The following is a 17742-nucleotide window of genomic DNA, read 5'->3' as shown; positions in this document are numbered from 1 at the left end:
TGTTATTAGTGGTGGTTTCTATTGCTCTACTTTCATTGCCAATAGTACAAACTAAAATTGCTAAAATAGTTACTAATAGTTTAAATGAGACCTACAATACCAATATAGTAGTAAAAAAAGTTGATTTGTCTTATTTGGGAAATGTCGCTTTAAAAGGAGTTCTGATAAGTGATCATCATAACGATACTTTAATTTATGTTAATAGACTTAATACTTCTGTGTTTAGTTATAAAAACATTTTAGATAACCGATTAGAGTTTGGTGAAATTGATGTGGAAGGTTTAAAAATGTACATGAAAACCTACAAAGACGAAGTAAATGATAACCTGTCTGTATTTGTTGAAAAATTTGACGAAGAAGAGAGTAAGCCATCATCAACCCCATTTTTGTTGACTTCTTCAAAATTAAATCTTGACAATGTTAATTTTTATCTTTTTGATGAAAATAAGCAGAAAGTGGCCATAGTTTATTACAAAGATATAACAGGTATTGTAGATAATTTTAAAATTGAAGGTCCTAGAGTATATGCAGATGTTAGACGTATTTCTTTAGTGGAAAATCATGGTATTAAAGTCAAGCAGTTAACTTCTAATTTTATTTATACTAAAAGTAAAATGACTTTCGATGCCACCTATTTAGCAACTGCAAATTCTACTATTAGTGCTGATTTTACTTTTGATTATAATAGGGAAGATTTGGTTGATTTTAATAATAAAGTTAAAATTACAGGAAAAGTAAACAAGGCAGAAGTATCACTAATTGATTTGAATAAGTTTTATAATGAGATTGGTTTAAACGATAAGGTAAATTTTACTACAGAATTAAATGGAACCTTGAATGATTTTAAACTTACAAATTTTGAATTAGTATCAAATAGAAATTCAATAATTAATGGGCATTTTCGTTTTAAAAATGCCGTAAATACAGAAAACGGATTTTCGTTAACGGCTAACTTAAATGAACTCACTTCTAATTACGAAAATTTAAAAATTATTTTACCCAATTTATTAGGTAAAAACTTGCCTCCTGCAATTAACAAATTGGGGAGGTTTAGTGTTACTGGGAAATCTTTTGTTACTACTAATTTAATGGATGCAGATGTACTTATAAAAACAGATTTAGGTACAATTGTTTCCAATTTGCATATGACAAATATTGATAATGTAGACAATGCCAAATATGCTGGGGAAATAGAATTTGTTGATTTAGAATTTGGAAAAATTATTCAAGATAGTCTTGTAGGTAAATTGTCTTTAATTGCCGATGTTAAGGGTAAAGGATTTACGTTAGATCACATAAATACCTCAATTAAAGGAAATATTTTTAAGCATGAATATAAGGGGTATACGTATAATAATATAAATATTAATGGTGTATTTAAAAATAAACATTTTAATGGAAGTCTAGTTTCAAAAGACGAAAATTTACAAATGAGTTTTACTGGTTTAGCAGATTTGTCTAAAAAAGTTTATGATTTTGATTTTGTTGCAGATGTAACTTACTCAGATTTTAATAAACTTAATCTTTTTAAAAGAGATTCTATGGCTATTCTTAGAGGAAAAATAGACATAAAATTACAAGGGAATACATTAGATAATATAGCAGGAGAAATAAACTTTTCTGACGCTTCCTATACAAACCAAAACGACAACTATTATTTTACTGATTTTAAAGTTGTTTCAGAGTTTCAAGATAGCATAAGGGTAATAACCATTAATTCTACAGATATTATTGAAGGAAGAATAAAAGGGGTATTTAAATATAATGAACTAGGTAAGTTAGCAACAAATTCTTTTGCTGGTATGTATGCAAATTATAGTCCAGCGGTAGTAACTGAAGGTCAATTTGTTGATTTTAACTTTAAAATTTATAATAAAATAGTAGATGTCTTTTTTCCTGAAGTAAAAATTGGAGCAAACTCTACCATTAAAGGAATTATTAGTTCAGACTCTGATAAGTTTGAGTTAACCGTTAAGTCGCCTCAAATTGAAGCCTATGAGAATTTAATTGAGAATATTAGATTACAGATAGATAATAAAAATCCTATTTATAATACGTTACTGAGTGTAGATAAAATTAATACGAAATATTACAATGTTGCAGATTTAAACTTGGTAAACGTAACATTAAATGATACACTTTTTTTTAGAACAGATTTTGTTGGAGGTAAAGATTTAAAAGAAAAATTCGATTTAAGTTTTTATCACACCATTAATGAGAATAACAAATCGGTAATTGGTTTAAAAAAATCAAATATTATTTTTAAAGATAACGATTGGGCTATTAATCCCAATAATAACAATCAAAATAAGGTTGTGTTTGATAAAGAATTAAATACTGTTGCTTTTGATAAATTTATTATTACGCATGATGATCAAGTTATTGATATGTCAGGTGTCATGACAGGGCAAAATAATAAAGACCTAACGTTAAATCTTAAAAATGTTGATCTTAACGGAATAACGCCATTTATTGAAGGTCTTGAAATGACAGGTTTAGTTAATGGTAAGGTGAATTATAAACAAATGAATGGTGAGACTTTTCCATTAGCTAATGTTTCCATTAATGACTTTTATATTAATAACATTAAACAAGGTAATCTTTACCTTACCGCACAAGGAGATAATTCTATTGAACAATATCAAATTGCAGCGAGATTAACTAATGATAGATTTGATGTTTTTGTGGCCGATGGTGAAGTAGATTTTTCAGTAGAACAACCTACCATCTTGGCTAACTATAATTTTTATGAGTTTGATATTAATTCCTTTAGTGATTTAGGAAAAGATATTTTAACCAATATTAGAGGTAAAATAAAAGGTCGTGGAACAGTATCAGGATTGCTTGAAAATCCTGATTTTAATGGAAGATTAACCTTAGATAATGCAGGACTTAAAATTCCCTATTTAAATGTTGATTATGCATTAGATAATAACACTATTGTAGAACTGAAGAATAGAACTTTTAAGTTTTTACCAACTACAATAACGGATGTGGATAAAAATACAAAAGGAAATTTTTCGGGAAGTATTATACATTACAAGTTTCAAAAATGGTATTTAAATTTAAATATAGATACTGATAATTTATTAGTGCTAAATACTGAAGAAGATGAAGAAATACAATATTATGGAACCGCTTTTATGGATGGTACAGCTTCTATTAAAGGTTATACAGATCAGTTAACAATTAATGTAGAAGGTGCAACCATGCCAGGTACAGAATTTATAGTCCCGTTAAGTGATGTGTCTACTATTGGAGATTCTGGACTAATTAATTTTGTGACTTTGGCAGAAAACGGAATCGATAAGAATAAAGAAGAAGAAATAGTATTTGATAGATTAAAAGGCTTAAATCTTAATTTCGATTTAGAAGTTAGAGATAATGCTATTGCAGAAATTGTAATTGATAAAAATACGGGTAGTATTTTAAGAGGTAGTGGTAACGGATATATGGGCATAGAAATTAATACAAATGGTAAATTTATAATCAATGGAGTTTATGTTATTTCAGAGGGTATTTATGAGTTTAGAAATATTGTCAATAAAGATTTTATAGTACAACCTGGTGGGCAAGTAATATGGAATGGAAATCCGTTTGATGCTTTTTTAAATATTAAAGCTATTTATAAAACGAAAGCAAATCCTTCTGTGCTATTAGATAATATAGATCAAAGTTCAAATCGTAAAATAGATGTAAATTTAATTGCTAACATTACAGGCCAATTATTAAACTCTGAAATTGATTTTGATGTTGAACTTGTTAATCAAAACTCTTCAATAAATTCAGAATTAGAATTTAAAATTAGTAGTGAAGATGCTAAAATGACACAGTTTTTCTCATTATTAATGGCCAATTCATTTATGCCACTTAATGAAGGCAATTTAAACTTTGACGGAAATGCTGCATTAACAGGGAATTTATCTGAGAAAATAACAAAAGTACTTTCTGGAATATTAAAATCTAAAGGAGATAAATTTGAATTTGGCGTGTCTTATGATATTGCAAGTAAAACAGATGTAAGGTCTTATGATATAAGTGATCAACTCGGGGTTTCGTTTTCAAGTACTATTGCAGATAGAATTATAGTTAATGGAAAAGTAGGTGTCCCAGTAAGTACGAATACACAACAAAATAATATAGTAGGAGAAGTTGAAGTTGAGCTTCCAATAAACGAAGAAGGTACATTAAGAGCCAAAGCATATACAAGACAAAATGATATTGAATATGATGTTACAGATGTAGAGGGTTATACACACGGCATTGGATTGTCTTGGCGTGTTGATTTTGATAATACAGATGAATTACTTAACAAATTATTTCAAAAGAAAAATAAAAAGAAACAAGATAAAAAAGTACAAGACAGTTTGCAAACTGAAAAACAACTAATAAATATAGGTTCTAGGAAACGAGATTCTATACCTAAAAAGGTAATAAAATAACCTAATTTTAGAACTGTTTTTTTGAGGCATTATAATACCATTGTTATACGATAACGATTTCGTATAAATCTTTTAAAAAAAGTCTTATTTACCTTAATTATTCTTAATTTTACACTACTTAAAAATAAGAGTAATAATGAAGGGAAATATAAAGAAAATAGGTGTTTTAACTTCTGGTGGAGATGCTCCAGGAATGAACGCAGCTATTAGAGCTGTAGCTAGAGCTTGTTCTTATTACAACATTGAATGTGTTGGGTTTTACAGAGGGTATCAAGGAATGATTGAAGGTGATTATATGGAGCTTACCGCAAGAAGTGTAAGAAATATAATTAGTAAAGGTGGTACAATTTTAAAATCTGCTCGGTCAAAAGAATTTAGAACAGAAGAAGGTAGAAAAAAAGCCTATGAACAAGTAAAAAAAGCAGGTGTTGATGCACTAGTGCTTATTGGTGGCGACGGAACTTTTAATGGAGGAATCGTATTTGGAAAAGAGTATGGAATTCCTTTTATTGGAATTCCAGGAACCATAGATAATGACATTGCAGGAACTTCATCAACAATTGGATATGATACAGCGTTAAATACTGTTGTTGAGTGTATAGATAAAATTAGAGATACAGCAAGTTCACACAATAGATTATTCTTTATTGAAGTAATGGGTAGAGATGCTGGTTTTATTGCCTTAAATGCAGGTGTAGGTGCAGGAGCTGAAGAAATTTTATTACCAGAAGAAGATTTAGGATTAGATAGACTGTTAGAATCGCTAGAGAAAAGTAAACGTAGTGGAAAGCTGTCTAGTATTGTTGTTGTTTCAGAAGGTGATAAAACAGGAAAAAATGTGTTTGAATTGGCAGAATATGTTACTTCACATTTACCACACTACGATGCTAGGGTTTCTGTATTAGGTCACATGCAACGTGGTGGTAGTCCCTCATGTTTTGACAGAGTACTAGCTAGTAAGTTAGGAGTTAAAGCTGTTGAAAGTCTTTTAGATGGACAATCTAACGCTATGGTCGGCTTTTTAGATAATAAAATAGTAACAACAAATATTGAAGAGGCTATTAAAGGCTCTCATGATATAAATAGAGAATTATTAAGAATATCTGATATATTATCAGTTTAAAAATTAAAAATTATGATTAAAATAGGAATTAACGGTTTTGGAAGAATAGGAAGATTAGCATTCAGGTCTTCAGTTTTAAGAGATAATGTACAAGTAGTTGCCATTAATGATTTACTTGATGTAGATTATTTAGCGTATATGTTAAAATACGATTCAGTTCACGGTAAATTTGATGGTACCGTAGAAGTTAAAGACGGAAAACTTGTTGTTAATGGAAATGAAATAAGAATTACTGCAGAAAGAGATCCAGCAAACTTAAAATGGGATGAAGTTGATGTAGATTTTGTAATTGAGTCTACAGGATTTTTCTTAACAGAAGAAACTGCAGGGAAACACTTAGAAGCAGGAGCTAAAAAAGTTGTTTTATCAGCACCTTCTAAAGATCATACACCAATGTTTGTAATGGGTGTTAATAATACAGAATTAAAAGCAGATCAAAAGATTTTTTCTAATGCATCATGTACTACAAACTGTTTAGCTCCTATTACTAAAGTATTAAATGATAATTTTGGTATTGTAGAAGGTTTAATGACAACCGTGCATGCTACTACAGCTACTCAAAAAACAGTAGATGGTCCTTCAATGAAAGACTGGAGAGGTGGACGTTCTGCATTAGGTAATGTAATACCTTCTTCTACAGGAGCTGCAAAAGCTGTAGGAAAAGTTATTCCTGCTATGGATGGTAAATTAACAGGTATGGCATTTAGAGTGCCTACTATGGATGTTTCTGTTGTAGATTTAACTGTTAAATTAGAAAAATCTGCTTCATACGATGAAATTTGTGCAGCAATGAAAGCAGCTTCAGAAAGTAAAGAAATGTCAGGAATTTTAGGTTATACTGAAGAGTCAGTAGTTTCTCAAGATTTTGTTGGAGATACTCGTACTTCAATATTTGATGCAAAAGCAGGTATTGCGTTAAACGATAACTTTGTAAAAGTTGTTTCTTGGTATGATAACGAAATGGGATATTCAACTAAAATTGTTGACCTTATCGAATACGCTGCAACTTTGTAATAGATACAGAAAGTTAAGAATATTAAAATCCTGCCTTTGGCAGGATTTTTTTTGCTTTTATTTTATAAATTAGCACTTCTCTATTTTATATTGTAATATCCCTATTTAAACTTGTTTAGTTTAAATATCTGATGATTTTAGAGAAATTATTAATGAATTTGTACTAATACCTTATATAAATAACTTGGATATTTTACTTTCTTTTATAGCAGCTACTGCTTTATTGGCAATAGCTCCAGGTCCAGATAATATGTTTGTATTAATTCAAAGTATTACTAATGGTGTAAAATATGGTTTAGCAACTGTTTTTGGACTAATTTCAGGTTGTATCGTACACACTTCTTTGGTCGCTTTTGGAGTTTCTGCTATTATTAAAGAAAATGAAAATTTATTTTTAGCCTTAAAGATTTTCGGAGCAAGTTATTTGGTATTTTTAGCATATAAAGTTTATAAAAGTACGTCGCAAATAGAGTTATCTTCCGATAATAATTTTAAAATAAGTACCAATCAGTTATTCAAACAAGGATTTATAATGAATGTTTTAAATCCCAAAGTTTCAATTTTCTTTTTGGCTTTTTTTCCTGCATTTTTGTTTAATAATGAACTTAATACAATAACTCAATTTTTTATTTTAGGTTTTATTTTTATGGCAGTTTCACTATTAATTTTTTCCTTAATAGCCATATTAGCAGGACAAATTGCTGAATATCTTAAGCAAAATAAAAGTATTGGTAAGTTTTTAAAATGGTTGCAAATTCTCGTTTTTGTAGGAATTGCAATTTTTATTTTATTTTCATAAAAAAGTAATTTCAAATTGTATCTTTGAATTAATGAGTAAACTAAAAATCATAGAATGTCCTAGAGATGCTATGCAAGGGATTAAAATGTTTATACCTACAGAAATAAAGGTTAACTATATTAATCAATTGCTAAAAGTAGGTTTTGACACTATTGATTTTGGTAGTTTCGTTTCGCCAAAAGCCATACCGCAAATGCGAGATACAGCAGATGTACTTTCTAAGCTAGAGTTAAGTGCTACTCAAAGTAAATTACTCGCTATTGTGGCTAATATTAGGGGAGCAAATGATGCTTCTCAATTTGAAGAAATAGACTATTTAGGATATCCTTTTTCCATTTCTGAAAACTTTCAGATGCGTAATACGGGTAAAACCATTGCAGAATCAGTAATTATTTTAGAAGAAATTTTGAATATTGCTCATAAATCTAATAAAGAAGTAGTTGCCTATTTGTCTATGGGCTTTGGAAACCCCTATGGAGACCCATGGAATGTAGAAATTGTAGCAGATTGGACTCAAAAAATGGCTACTATGGGTATAAAAATAATTTCTTTATCAGATACTATTGGTAGTTCAACACCAGATATTATTGACTATTTATTTACAAATTTAATTCCAATGTATTCAGAAATAGAATTTGGTGCTCATTTACATACTACCCCAACAACTTGGAAGGAGAAAGTACATGCTGCTTATGCCGCTGGATGTAAACGATTTGATAGTGCTATAAAAGGTTATGGTGGCTGTCCAATGGCAAAAGATGAGTTAACAGGTAATATGCCTACTGAAAAGCTAGTATCTTATTTTAAAGAAAATAATGTTGATATTGACCTAAATACTATTGAATTTGATAATGCCTTTGCAAAATCCTCAAATGTATTCTTATAACTATCTAAGTATTATAATTATTAAATTTTAGAAGATGTGGTGATGTTTTGAATAATCATTTTTGCATGAATTCTTGAGTTCTCTATAAACCATTTATGCGTTTCCATACCACCACAAATAACTCCAGCTAAATAGATGCCTTTTAAATTACTTTCCATAGTTTCAGGATTATAAACAGGTTTTTTTAATCCATCATTGGAAAGGTCTACACCAATGTTTTTTAAAAATTCAAAATTAGGACGGTATCCAGTTAAAGCAATAACAAAATCATTTTTAAGCGTAATATCTTTTCCATTTTCTGTTGTGATAATTACTTTATCCTCAAATATTTCTTTAATTTCAGTTTTAAAATAGGCTTTAATGCTGCCTTCTTTAATTCTATTTATAATATCAGGCTTAACCCAATATTTAACTCTTTCACCAATGGTCTTACCACGTATTACCATAGTAACCCGACCACCTTTTCTATAGACTTCTAAAGCAGCATCGACAGAAGAGTTGCTAGCTCCTACTACAATAACATCTTGAGCTGAGAAATAATGAGGATCGTTATAATAATGGAACACTTTAGGTAAATCTTCTCCAGGAACATTTAAATAATTTGGAAGGTCATAAAAGCCTGTAGCAATTATAATATTTTTTGAATGATAATTATTTTTATTCGTCTTTACAGTATAGATTCCATTTTCTGAAGTTACAGTCTCAACTTTTTCGAATAAATTAACGTTGAGGTTGTTAGATGAAACAATACGTCTGTAATACTCTAAGGCTTCTTTTTTATTTGGTTTAGGGTTACTACTAATAAAGGGGATATTGTCTATCTCTAACTTTTCAGAAGTAGAGAAAAATGTCATATTTGTGGGATAATTATAAAGAGAATTAACCAAAACTCCTTTTTCAATAATTATGTAACTCAATCCCTTTTTTTTGGCTTCTAAAGCACAGGCAATACCAATTGGACCAGCTCCAATGATTAAAACATCGAAATTATTTTTCATCAACTTGCTTTATTTTAATTGTTTACAGTAACCCAAAAGAACTAATTTTTAATAAATGTCTCTTATAGGGGTATGCAATCAATATTTGTATTACTTTTAAAAAACAAAATTAATCATTTCATAATGAAATCATTTTTATATATAACATTGTTTTTAGTTATTTCATCAATAAATGCACAAGGTTTGAAAACAGAGTTGCCTTATTCAGAAATTCCACCTTATCCTAAAGAATATTCAGCTACCACAGTAGTAGCGAGAATGGTTGATGGACTGGGATTTAGATATTATTGGGCTACTGAAGGATTGAGAGCAGAAGATTTGGCGTATAAGCTTAATAAAGAGGGAAGAACCACAATTAAAACCATTGAGCATATTTATGAGTTGTCTAAAATGATTGTTAATGCTACTACCAAAACCCCCAATGCTCACACTAAAAAAGATTCTTTATCTTTTGAAGAACTACGTAAAGCTACATTGCTAAATTTTAAAAAGGCTAGTGAAATTTTATTAAAAGCGGAATCGTTAAACGATTTTAAAATTATTTTTAAAAATGATTATGGTACTTCAGAGCACCCATTTTGGAAAACAATTAATGGACCTATCGAAGATGCTGTGTGGCATTCAGGACAAATAGCCATTTTGAGAAGAGCGTCAGGAAATCCTTTTAACTCTAAAGTAAGTGTCTTTAGTGGTAAGGTAAGAAAGTAAAAGGTTAACGAAATAAGGATTAAATTTGAATTGTCAAAAAAAGTATTCTATTTGCTATTTTTGATCAATCTGAGAATTAATTTGTGTTAGAGAGAGAACTTGTTAAATTTTATTAAAATTGTATCTTTACCTACATGATAAAAGACATAAAATTAGCGGTACTTATTGATGGAGATAATATTCCATCAAAGTATATAAAAGAGATGATGGAAGAGATTACCAAATATGGTACTCCAACTATTAAACGTATTTATGGTGATTGGACTAAACCAAATTTAAACAAGTGGAAAAACGTATTGTTAGAAAATGCCATTAATCCAATACAGCAGTATGCTTATACTACTGGTAAAAACGCAACAGATTCTGCTATGATTATTGATGCAATGGATATTCTTTATTCTAAAAATATTGACGGTTTTTGTTTGGTTTCTTCAGATAGTGATTTTACAAAATTAGCTACTCGATTAAGAGAATCCGGAATGCAGGTAATTGGTATTGGAGAGAAAAAAACACCAGATCCATTTATTGTTGCATGTGATAAATTTATTTATTTGGAAATATTAGAAACCTATACCGATAAAGAAGATGGTAAGAATGATTCTAAAAAGCCAAGTTTAGACAAAATAACCCCTACAACCATACGGCTGTTAAAACAATCAGTTGATGATGCAGCTGATGAAGATGGATGGGCTTTTTTAGGAGATGTAGGTTCTTTAATAATAAAAAAACAACCAAATTTTGATGCTCGTAACTTTGGTTTTGATAAATTGACACCACTATTTCATTCACTAAAACAATTTGAAATAGAACAACGAGATCAAGGAAATAAGCGTTTTAAATTAATTTATGTAAGGAATAAGTAATGTTTTTCTCTTTTAAAACTTTAGAAATATTAAAATAAGATTTTAAATTCCTCTCCTTGATAATAGGAGAGGAATTTTTTATTCACAATATCAAGTTTTTTTCATTTAATTAGAGGTTAGAGAACTATTTCTTTAACTTAATTTTATTTCTTTACAAGAAGAAAATACTAAATTTAATATTTTTTCTAATTATGTCCTATAACACATCCGCAACCTGGTTGTGTAAAGCTTTGAGCTTCATCATGCCAAGGAAATGCTTGGTTGTAATTGTTGTTTTCCCAATAGAATTTACTTCGTTTTTTTATGGTATTGCCAATTTCGTTCATGGTTTCAGTATCATATAATCTACCATTTACCATAGTATATTTAACACTATTTGAATTTTTAATGTCTTCTAAAGGGTTTTTATCCAGTACTATCAAATCCGCCAATTTACCTACTTTTAGAGAGCCAATATCATTGCTTAATCCTAAATACTCGGCTCCATTAATAGTAGCAGCACGTAATGCTTCGTGATTGGTCATTCCTCCTTGTTGTAGCATCCATAACTCCCAATGTGCTCCTAAACCTTGTAATTGACCATGAGCACCTAAATTCACTTTTACACCAGCGTCAGAAAGTTCTTTAGCTGTTTTAGAAGTTAATATATGTCCATTTTCATACTCTTCCATTGGTACCATAGTTCTATGTCTTGATCTTGCATCAATAATACCTCTAGGCGTATATTTTAATAATTTTTCATTTTCCCAAACATTGGTTGCTTGATACCAATAATATTCACCACTCATACCGGCATAGTTTACGATAAGTGTTGGAGTATAGCCTGTGTTACTATTACTCCATAATGTAATTACATCTTTATAAACTGGAGCAATAGGAATATTGTGCTCTATTCCAGTATGACCATCCATAATCATAGTCATATTATGATAAAATGTAGAGCCGCCTTCAGGAACAACAAAAATACCTTCTTCACGGGCAGCTTGTATAATTTGTTGGCGTTGTTCTCTTCTTGGTTGGTTGTAACTTTTAACTGATTTTGCACCAAACGCTTTGGTCCTTCGAATGGAAGACCTGGCATCATCAAGACTATTTACAACAGCCTTAAAATCACCATCTGCTCCATATAAAATAAAACCAGTGGAGTAGAGACGTGGTCCAACCATTTGTCCACTTTTTATCAGCTCAGCCAAAGTAAAAACAGTTTCTGTATTTGCAGAAGGGTCATGTGAGGTGGTCACACCAAAAGCTAAATTAGCATAAAATTGCCAATGTTTTTGAGCATTTAATCCATATCTAAACCCGCCTATGTGAGCATGAACATCTACAATACCAGGCATAATAGTTTTTCCGCTTAGATCATAAACTCTAGTGTTAGAGTCGAGCTTTATCTCTTTCGATTTTCCAACAGCTATAATTTTATTCTCTTGGATAACTATGGTGCCATCTTCAATAACTTCATTACCTTCCATAGTGATAATTCTAGCATTAGTAAAAGCTATTTTACCCATGGGGTTGTCCATCTTAGCAACCAAATTAATATTTATACCTTTCTCTTTAATCGCAGGAATGCTATCTGGTGAATTTTCTAAGAATGTAAACCTTTCTTCTATTTTATTACTAAAATATTGTTCACCTAGAGTGAAGTGTATGCTTTTACTATCCGAAGACCAATGTAAATTTGTACCAGCATCTTTTGAAATTTGAGAAACAGGTACTACTTTGGTTTTACTATCTAAATTTAATGGTTGACCTGTTGTTGGCATAGGAGCTAAATAAACTTTGTGTAAGTTACTAAAGGCTATCCATTTATTGTCAGGACTAGGCACTAATCGATTTGCATATTTAGAAGTAATTAATGTTTTTTCATTTTTACCATTTATATCAATACTTTTTAAAGATTTAGTGAGCTTTCCAAAATATGTACCTCCTGTCTGGTAAAGTATCCTCTTGTTATCTTTAGAAAATTGAGGATATTCTCCTTTAACTTTTAACCATTTATTATTAGAACCATCTTTGTTAATGGTATAAATACCTGATTTTTTTGAAAACGTTCTGCCTTGTTCGTTGTTTCCACTTTCTTTTACGTATACAATAGTTTTACCATCTTTACTAAAAGAAGGCATTCTATAAATTCCTTTTTCGTTTGTAATTTTTGTGGTTTTTCCTCCTTTAATTGATACTGTACGGATAGCTCCCAAATTTTCATCATTCCAAGTTACATATACAATTTCTTTTCCGTTGGGTGAAAATTGAGGTTCAGCCTCAATATCGGTTTCCTTGGTGAGTCTTTTTGGAGTGCCATTAGGTAGTTTTTTTATGTAAATATGACCTAGAGCATTAAACGCCAATGTTTTTCCATCAGGAGATGTAACAGCATTTCTTATTGCTTTAGCAGTAAAATTTTCAGTATATACAGGAGAATCAAATTCTAATGCCTTAGCAATTTTAAGTGTTGTTTCTACTTGAAAAGGAATGTTGCTAACTGTTAAGGTTTCAATATTTAATTTATTGATTTTTCCACCTGACCAAAAAACCAATTCTTTATTGTTGGGCATCCAATCAAAACGAGGATAAACTCCAAAAATAGCCCAAGCTTCTTGTTGATCTTTATTTAAGTTGTCATAAACAGGATATTCTTCACCAGTTTCTAAATTATGGATGTAAAGAACTGATTTTGTTCTAACACGTTTTATAAATGCTAATTTTTTACCATCAGGTGAAACTTGAGGTCGTGCGGCACCTCCAGGACCACCAGTAATAGTTTGATTGCTTCCATCTTCAAAACTATATCTTTTAATTACATAAATTTGACTGTTAGGGTCTTTGTTGTAATTAAATGCTCCTCCGGGGTATACATCTTCACTGTAATATAAGTATTTTCCATCAGGAGATACCGTAGGTTCGTTAACGTCCTGTTGATCATTTTTTCTTTTAGTGAGTTGCGTGCCAGAACCACCTGTGATATGATACATCCACATTTCACCGGCACCTAAAGAACGCCCAGAAGTAAAATGTTTTCTAGCAATAATATAATTGGCATCAGGCGTCCAAGTAGCATTGTTTAACAATCTAAAATTTTCCTTAGTTACTTGTTTTGCATTTGAACCATCAGAATTCATTATCCAAATATTATCACCACCACCAGCATCACTAGTAAATAATATTTTCTTGCCATCTGGACTAAATTGTGGTTGAATTTCAAAAGGTAATCCTTCTCTTAATATTATTGCTTTTCCTCCAGTTATTGGCATCTTGTAAATATCACCTAAGAGGTCAAAAACGATAGTTTTTCCATCAGGGCTTACATCTAAATTCATCCATGTACCTTCATCAGTATTTAGTTGAACCTCTTTAAATTCCCAATTTCCTTCAGGATTTGAAACATCCCATTTTTTAGATTTTTTATCTTGGGCCAAAAGGTTTATTGATAAAACTAGCGTAATAAAAAAAAGTAGGTTAATTTTTGACATTTTGAAAATGTTTTAGACATGAAATGCGAAGATAACTATAAAACTTTATATTGTAAAAAAGGGAATTTATTACCCTAATAATTATAGAAAAAGATTAGAATAGAAGTTTATTTGAAACAAAAAACCGTTTTCAATACCTATAAACAATTTAGGTATTTAAAAAACGGTTTAATTCGCTAAAATTATTTGAGAATACTATTTTAAAATAATAGTATTACTAAAAGCAATATTTATTTTTCTCTGTTATTTTATCTGCAATTATATTTCTTAACTCTATTATATTTGGCATGTTAACATATTTAATATAACGTTTAAGGCCCATTAACATCATGCGTTGCTCATCTCCTGTTGCAAAAGAAATTATGGAGTGTTTACCTGCGGTTTCTATAATGTCTATAGCATGGAATAAGTTTAATTTTGCCATGGCTATTTGTTCTTTAACGTTTTCTTCACCTTCTTTTTTTGCCAATTTTTCAGCTCTTAAAATTGCAGATTCAGCTAGATATATTTGGATTAAAATATCAGAAGCAGCTAACATTAGTTGTTGATGATTTTCTATTTCTTCTCCATATTTCTGTAGAGCAGCACCCGCAACCATTAAAAATAATTTTTTTAAGTTTACTATAATTTGTTTTTCTTCTGAAAATAAAACACTAGCATCGGGTTGTTCAAAAGAAGGGATGCCTGTTAATTCGTTTGCTACTGCTGTTGCAGGGCCCAATAAATCTACATGACCTTTCATGGCTTTTTTTATTAACATGCCAATAGATAGCATTCTGTTAATTTCATTGGTCCCTTCGTAAATTCTAGTAATTCTAGCATCACGCCATGCTGATTCCATTGGAGTTTCTTCAGAAAAGCCCATTCCTCCAAATATTTGAATGCCTTCATCTGTGCATTTTTGAATGTGTTCAGAAACAGCAACTTTTAAAATAGAACATTCTATTGCATATTCTTCAACTCCTTTTAATTCAGCTTCTTGATCTGTGTCTTTTCCATTTTTTTTACGAAGTTCAATTCTGTCTTCTATATTTTTAGCCGCTCTATAACTTGCAGATTCACCTACCCAACAGTTTGTTGCCATTTCTGCAATTTTTTGACGAATGGCACCAAACTTAGCAATAGGTGTTTTAAATTGCAAACGTTCGTTAGCATATTTTATAGATTCGGTAATTGTTCTACGTTGAGCATCTAAACACGCAACAGCTAGTTTAATTCGACCAACATTAAGAGCATTCATGGCAATTTTAAAACCATTACCACGAGTAGACAACATATTTTCGACTGGAACTTTGGTTTCATTAAAAAACACTTGACGAGTAGAAGAAGCTCTAATTCCGAGCTTGTGCTCTTCTTCGCCCATAGTAATTCCGTTAGGATTGTCTTTATCATACTCAACAATAAATCCAGTAATATTTTTATCGTCTTCTATACGAGCAAAAACAATCATTAATTTACAGAAACCAGCGTTTGAAATCCACATTTTTTGTCCAGTAATACTGTAATATTTTCCATCATCAGAAAGTACAGCTTTGGTTTTTCCTGAATTTGCGTCACTACCTGCACTGGGTTCAGTTAAGCAGTAAGAGCCAAACCATTCTCCTGAGGCTAATTTAGGGACATATTTTTTCTTTTGTTCTTCTGTTCCGTATAGTGTAATTGGCATAGTTCCAATACCTGTATGAGCACCAAAAGCTGTACTAAAAGAGCCCGTTGCTCCAGAAATGTAATCGCAGACTAACATGGTTGAGACAAATCCCATTCCCATGCCTTCATATTCTTCAGGAACAGATACGCTTAAGAAACCTAAGTCTCCAGCTTTTCGCATACATTCTTCGGTTAGAGCATAATCTTTAGCTTCAAACTTAGATTTATTTGGCCAAAGTTCACGGTCAACAAATTCTGTAACTGATTCTTTCATCATCAGTTGTTCTTCGTTAAAATCTTCAGGTGTGAAAATTTCATCGCTATTTATTTCTCTTACGAGAAATTGTCCACCTCTTAATAAATTTTTATCTTCTGTACTCATGTTATTTGTGTTAATTATTATTGAATCTGGATAACAAGATGCAAGAGTTTAGACCAGTGCAGTCTATCTTGAAAACTTGAAATCAGTTTTTGGAATTATTTTATTTTCAGGTATTATGAATTTATTGGCAACAACTAAATTAATATTTTAACGTATTTATGTAATTGGCAAATTTTCTATCCTTTTCAGTTTTACATTAAGAGTACAATTGTTCTGTTTTTTATTTTAAAAACTCATAGATTCCAGCTGCACCCTGTCCAGTACCTACGCACATGGTTACTATTCCATATTTGTTTTTTCTACGTCTCATTTCATTAAACAATTGAACTGATAATTTAGCACCAGTACATCCTAATGGATGCCCTAAAGAAATTGCACCGCCATTTACATTTACAATGTCTTTATTTAGGCCTAACTCTTTTATTACGGCTATGGATTGAGAAGCAAAAGCTTCATTCAATTCAATTAAATCAATATCTTTTAATTTTAATCCAGCTTGTTCAATGGCTTTTGGAATGGCTTTTACAGGGCCAATTCCCATATATTTTGGATCAACACCTGCTGCGGCAAACGAAACCATTCTGGCCACGGGTTCAAGATTAAGTTCTTTAACCATATCTTCATCCATTATCAATACAAAAGCAGCACCATCACTCATTTGTGATGAGTTTCCTGCGGTTACGCTTCCGCCTTGAGCAAAAACAGGACGTAATTTAGCTAGAGCTTCAATAGAAGTACCTTTTCGTGGACCTTCGTCTTTTGACACGGTATATTTTTTTGATTGTTTTTTGCCATTTTCATCAACAAAAATTTCTTCAACTTCGATAGGAACAATATCGTCTTGAAAAGTATTATTGTCTTGAGCTCTAAGCGATTTTTGATGAGAATTGAATGCAAATTCATCCTGTTCTTCTCTAGAAACTTTATATTTATCAGCAACGGCTTCTGCAGTTAAGCCCATGCCCCAATAATAATCTTCGTGCCCATTTTTTGCCACTTTATAATTAGGTGTTGGTCTATATCCACCCATAGGGATATAACTCATACTTTCTACACCACCGGCAATAACACACTTTGCCATTCCTGATTGTATTTTGGCTACGCCAATACTAATAGTTTCCAATCCAGAAGCACAATATCTATTTACTGTTACTCCAGGAACATCTTCAATTTTTAGCCCCATTAAAGAGATTAATCTACCAATGTTTAACCCTTGTTCAGCTTCCGGCATAGCATTACCAACAATTACATCATCAATTCTTGTTTTATCAAGAGTAGGAACTTCTTTTAATAAGTGTTGAATTGTTTCTGCTGCTAATTCATCAGGTCTTTTAAACCTAAATACACCTCTAGGTGCTTTACCAACTGCTGTTCTGTATCCTTTTACTATATATGCTGTTTTCATTT

Annotated in this window: 11 protein-coding genes; 7 read left to right on the top strand and 4 right to left on the bottom strand. The window is 30.9% G+C overall.

The genetic code is table 11. The features are described from left to right. Nucleotides 1-8: 8 nt before the first annotated feature. From EGM88_RS03365 to EGM88_RS03345, 5 genes are all read left to right on the top strand, one after another. Nucleotides 9-4442: a translocation/assembly module TamB domain-containing protein gene (locus tag EGM88_RS03365; RefSeq protein ID WP_162497537.1), complete on the top strand. Its 4434-nt coding sequence runs from the start codon at nt 9-11 to the stop codon at nt 4440-4442. A gap of 136 nt (nt 4443-4578) precedes the next feature. Further along, complete coding sequence (gene pfkA, locus EGM88_RS03360; RefSeq protein ID WP_123896562.1) at nt 4579-5565, top strand: 6-phosphofructokinase; 987 nt, start codon at nt 4579-4581, stop codon at nt 5563-5565. A 12-nt stretch (nt 5566-5577) separates the two neighbouring features. Next, nucleotides 5578-6579 (top strand): type I glyceraldehyde-3-phosphate dehydrogenase, encoded by a 1002-nt coding sequence (gene gap / locus EGM88_RS03355; RefSeq protein ID WP_123896561.1) that lies wholly within the window; start codon nt 5578-5580, stop codon nt 6577-6579. Between the two features lie 184 nt (nt 6580-6763). Continuing rightward, entirely contained in the window at nt 6764-7378 is a 615-nt protein-coding gene (locus EGM88_RS03350) for a LysE family translocator (protein ID WP_238988366.1), read from the top strand. A gap of 31 nt (nt 7379-7409) precedes the next feature. Next, entirely contained in the window at nt 7410-8264 is an 855-nt protein-coding gene (locus EGM88_RS03345) for a hydroxymethylglutaryl-CoA lyase (RefSeq protein ID WP_123896560.1), read from the top strand. A 20-nt stretch (nt 8265-8284) separates the two neighbouring features. On the opposite strand, the gene EGM88_RS03340 is transcribed toward EGM88_RS03345, so the two are convergent. Further along, nucleotides 8285-9262, bottom strand: coding sequence for a YpdA family putative bacillithiol disulfide reductase (locus EGM88_RS03340; RefSeq protein ID WP_123896559.1), 978 nt, complete (start codon nt 9260-9262; stop codon nt 8285-8287). Between the two features lie 123 nt (nt 9263-9385). Here EGM88_RS03340 and EGM88_RS03335 point away from each other — a divergent pair, with 123 nt between their 5' ends. Both EGM88_RS03335 and EGM88_RS03330 read left to right on the top strand, forming a co-directional pair. Beyond that, nucleotides 9386-9970 (top strand): hypothetical protein, encoded by a 585-nt coding sequence (locus tag EGM88_RS03335; protein WP_123896558.1) that lies wholly within the window; start codon nt 9386-9388, stop codon nt 9968-9970. Between the two features lie 134 nt (nt 9971-10104). Continuing rightward, the gene (locus EGM88_RS03330; protein ID WP_123896557.1) at nt 10105-10833 is read left to right on the top strand and encodes an NYN domain-containing protein; all 729 of its coding nucleotides are present in this window, start codon (nt 10105-10107) and stop codon (nt 10831-10833) included. Between the two features lie 185 nt (nt 10834-11018). Here the strand turns inward: EGM88_RS03330 and EGM88_RS03325 are convergent, their stop codons facing one another. The 3 genes from EGM88_RS03325 to EGM88_RS03315 form a co-directional block, all read right to left on the bottom strand. Further along, nucleotides 11019-14306 (bottom strand): amidohydrolase family protein, encoded by a 3288-nt coding sequence (locus tag EGM88_RS03325; RefSeq protein ID WP_123896556.1) that lies wholly within the window; start codon nt 14304-14306, stop codon nt 11019-11021. Between the two features lie 217 nt (nt 14307-14523). Continuing rightward, nucleotides 14524-16335, bottom strand: a complete 1812-nt coding sequence (locus EGM88_RS03320; protein ID WP_123896555.1) for an acyl-CoA dehydrogenase family protein — start codon at nt 16333-16335, stop codon at nt 14524-14526. Between the two features lie 220 nt (nt 16336-16555). After that, the gene (locus EGM88_RS03315; protein ID WP_123896554.1) at nt 16556-17740 is read right to left on the bottom strand and encodes an acetyl-CoA C-acyltransferase; all 1185 of its coding nucleotides are present in this window, start codon (nt 17738-17740) and stop codon (nt 16556-16558) included. Nucleotides 17741-17742: the final 2 nt, after the last annotated feature.

Source organism: Aureibaculum marinum, from assembly GCF_003813905.1.
Taxonomy (GTDB): domain Bacteria; phylum Bacteroidota; class Bacteroidia; order Flavobacteriales; family Flavobacteriaceae; genus Aureibaculum; species Aureibaculum marinum.
Note: the sequence above shows the minus strand (reverse complement) of the source record. Positions and strands in the feature narration are given on the sequence as shown.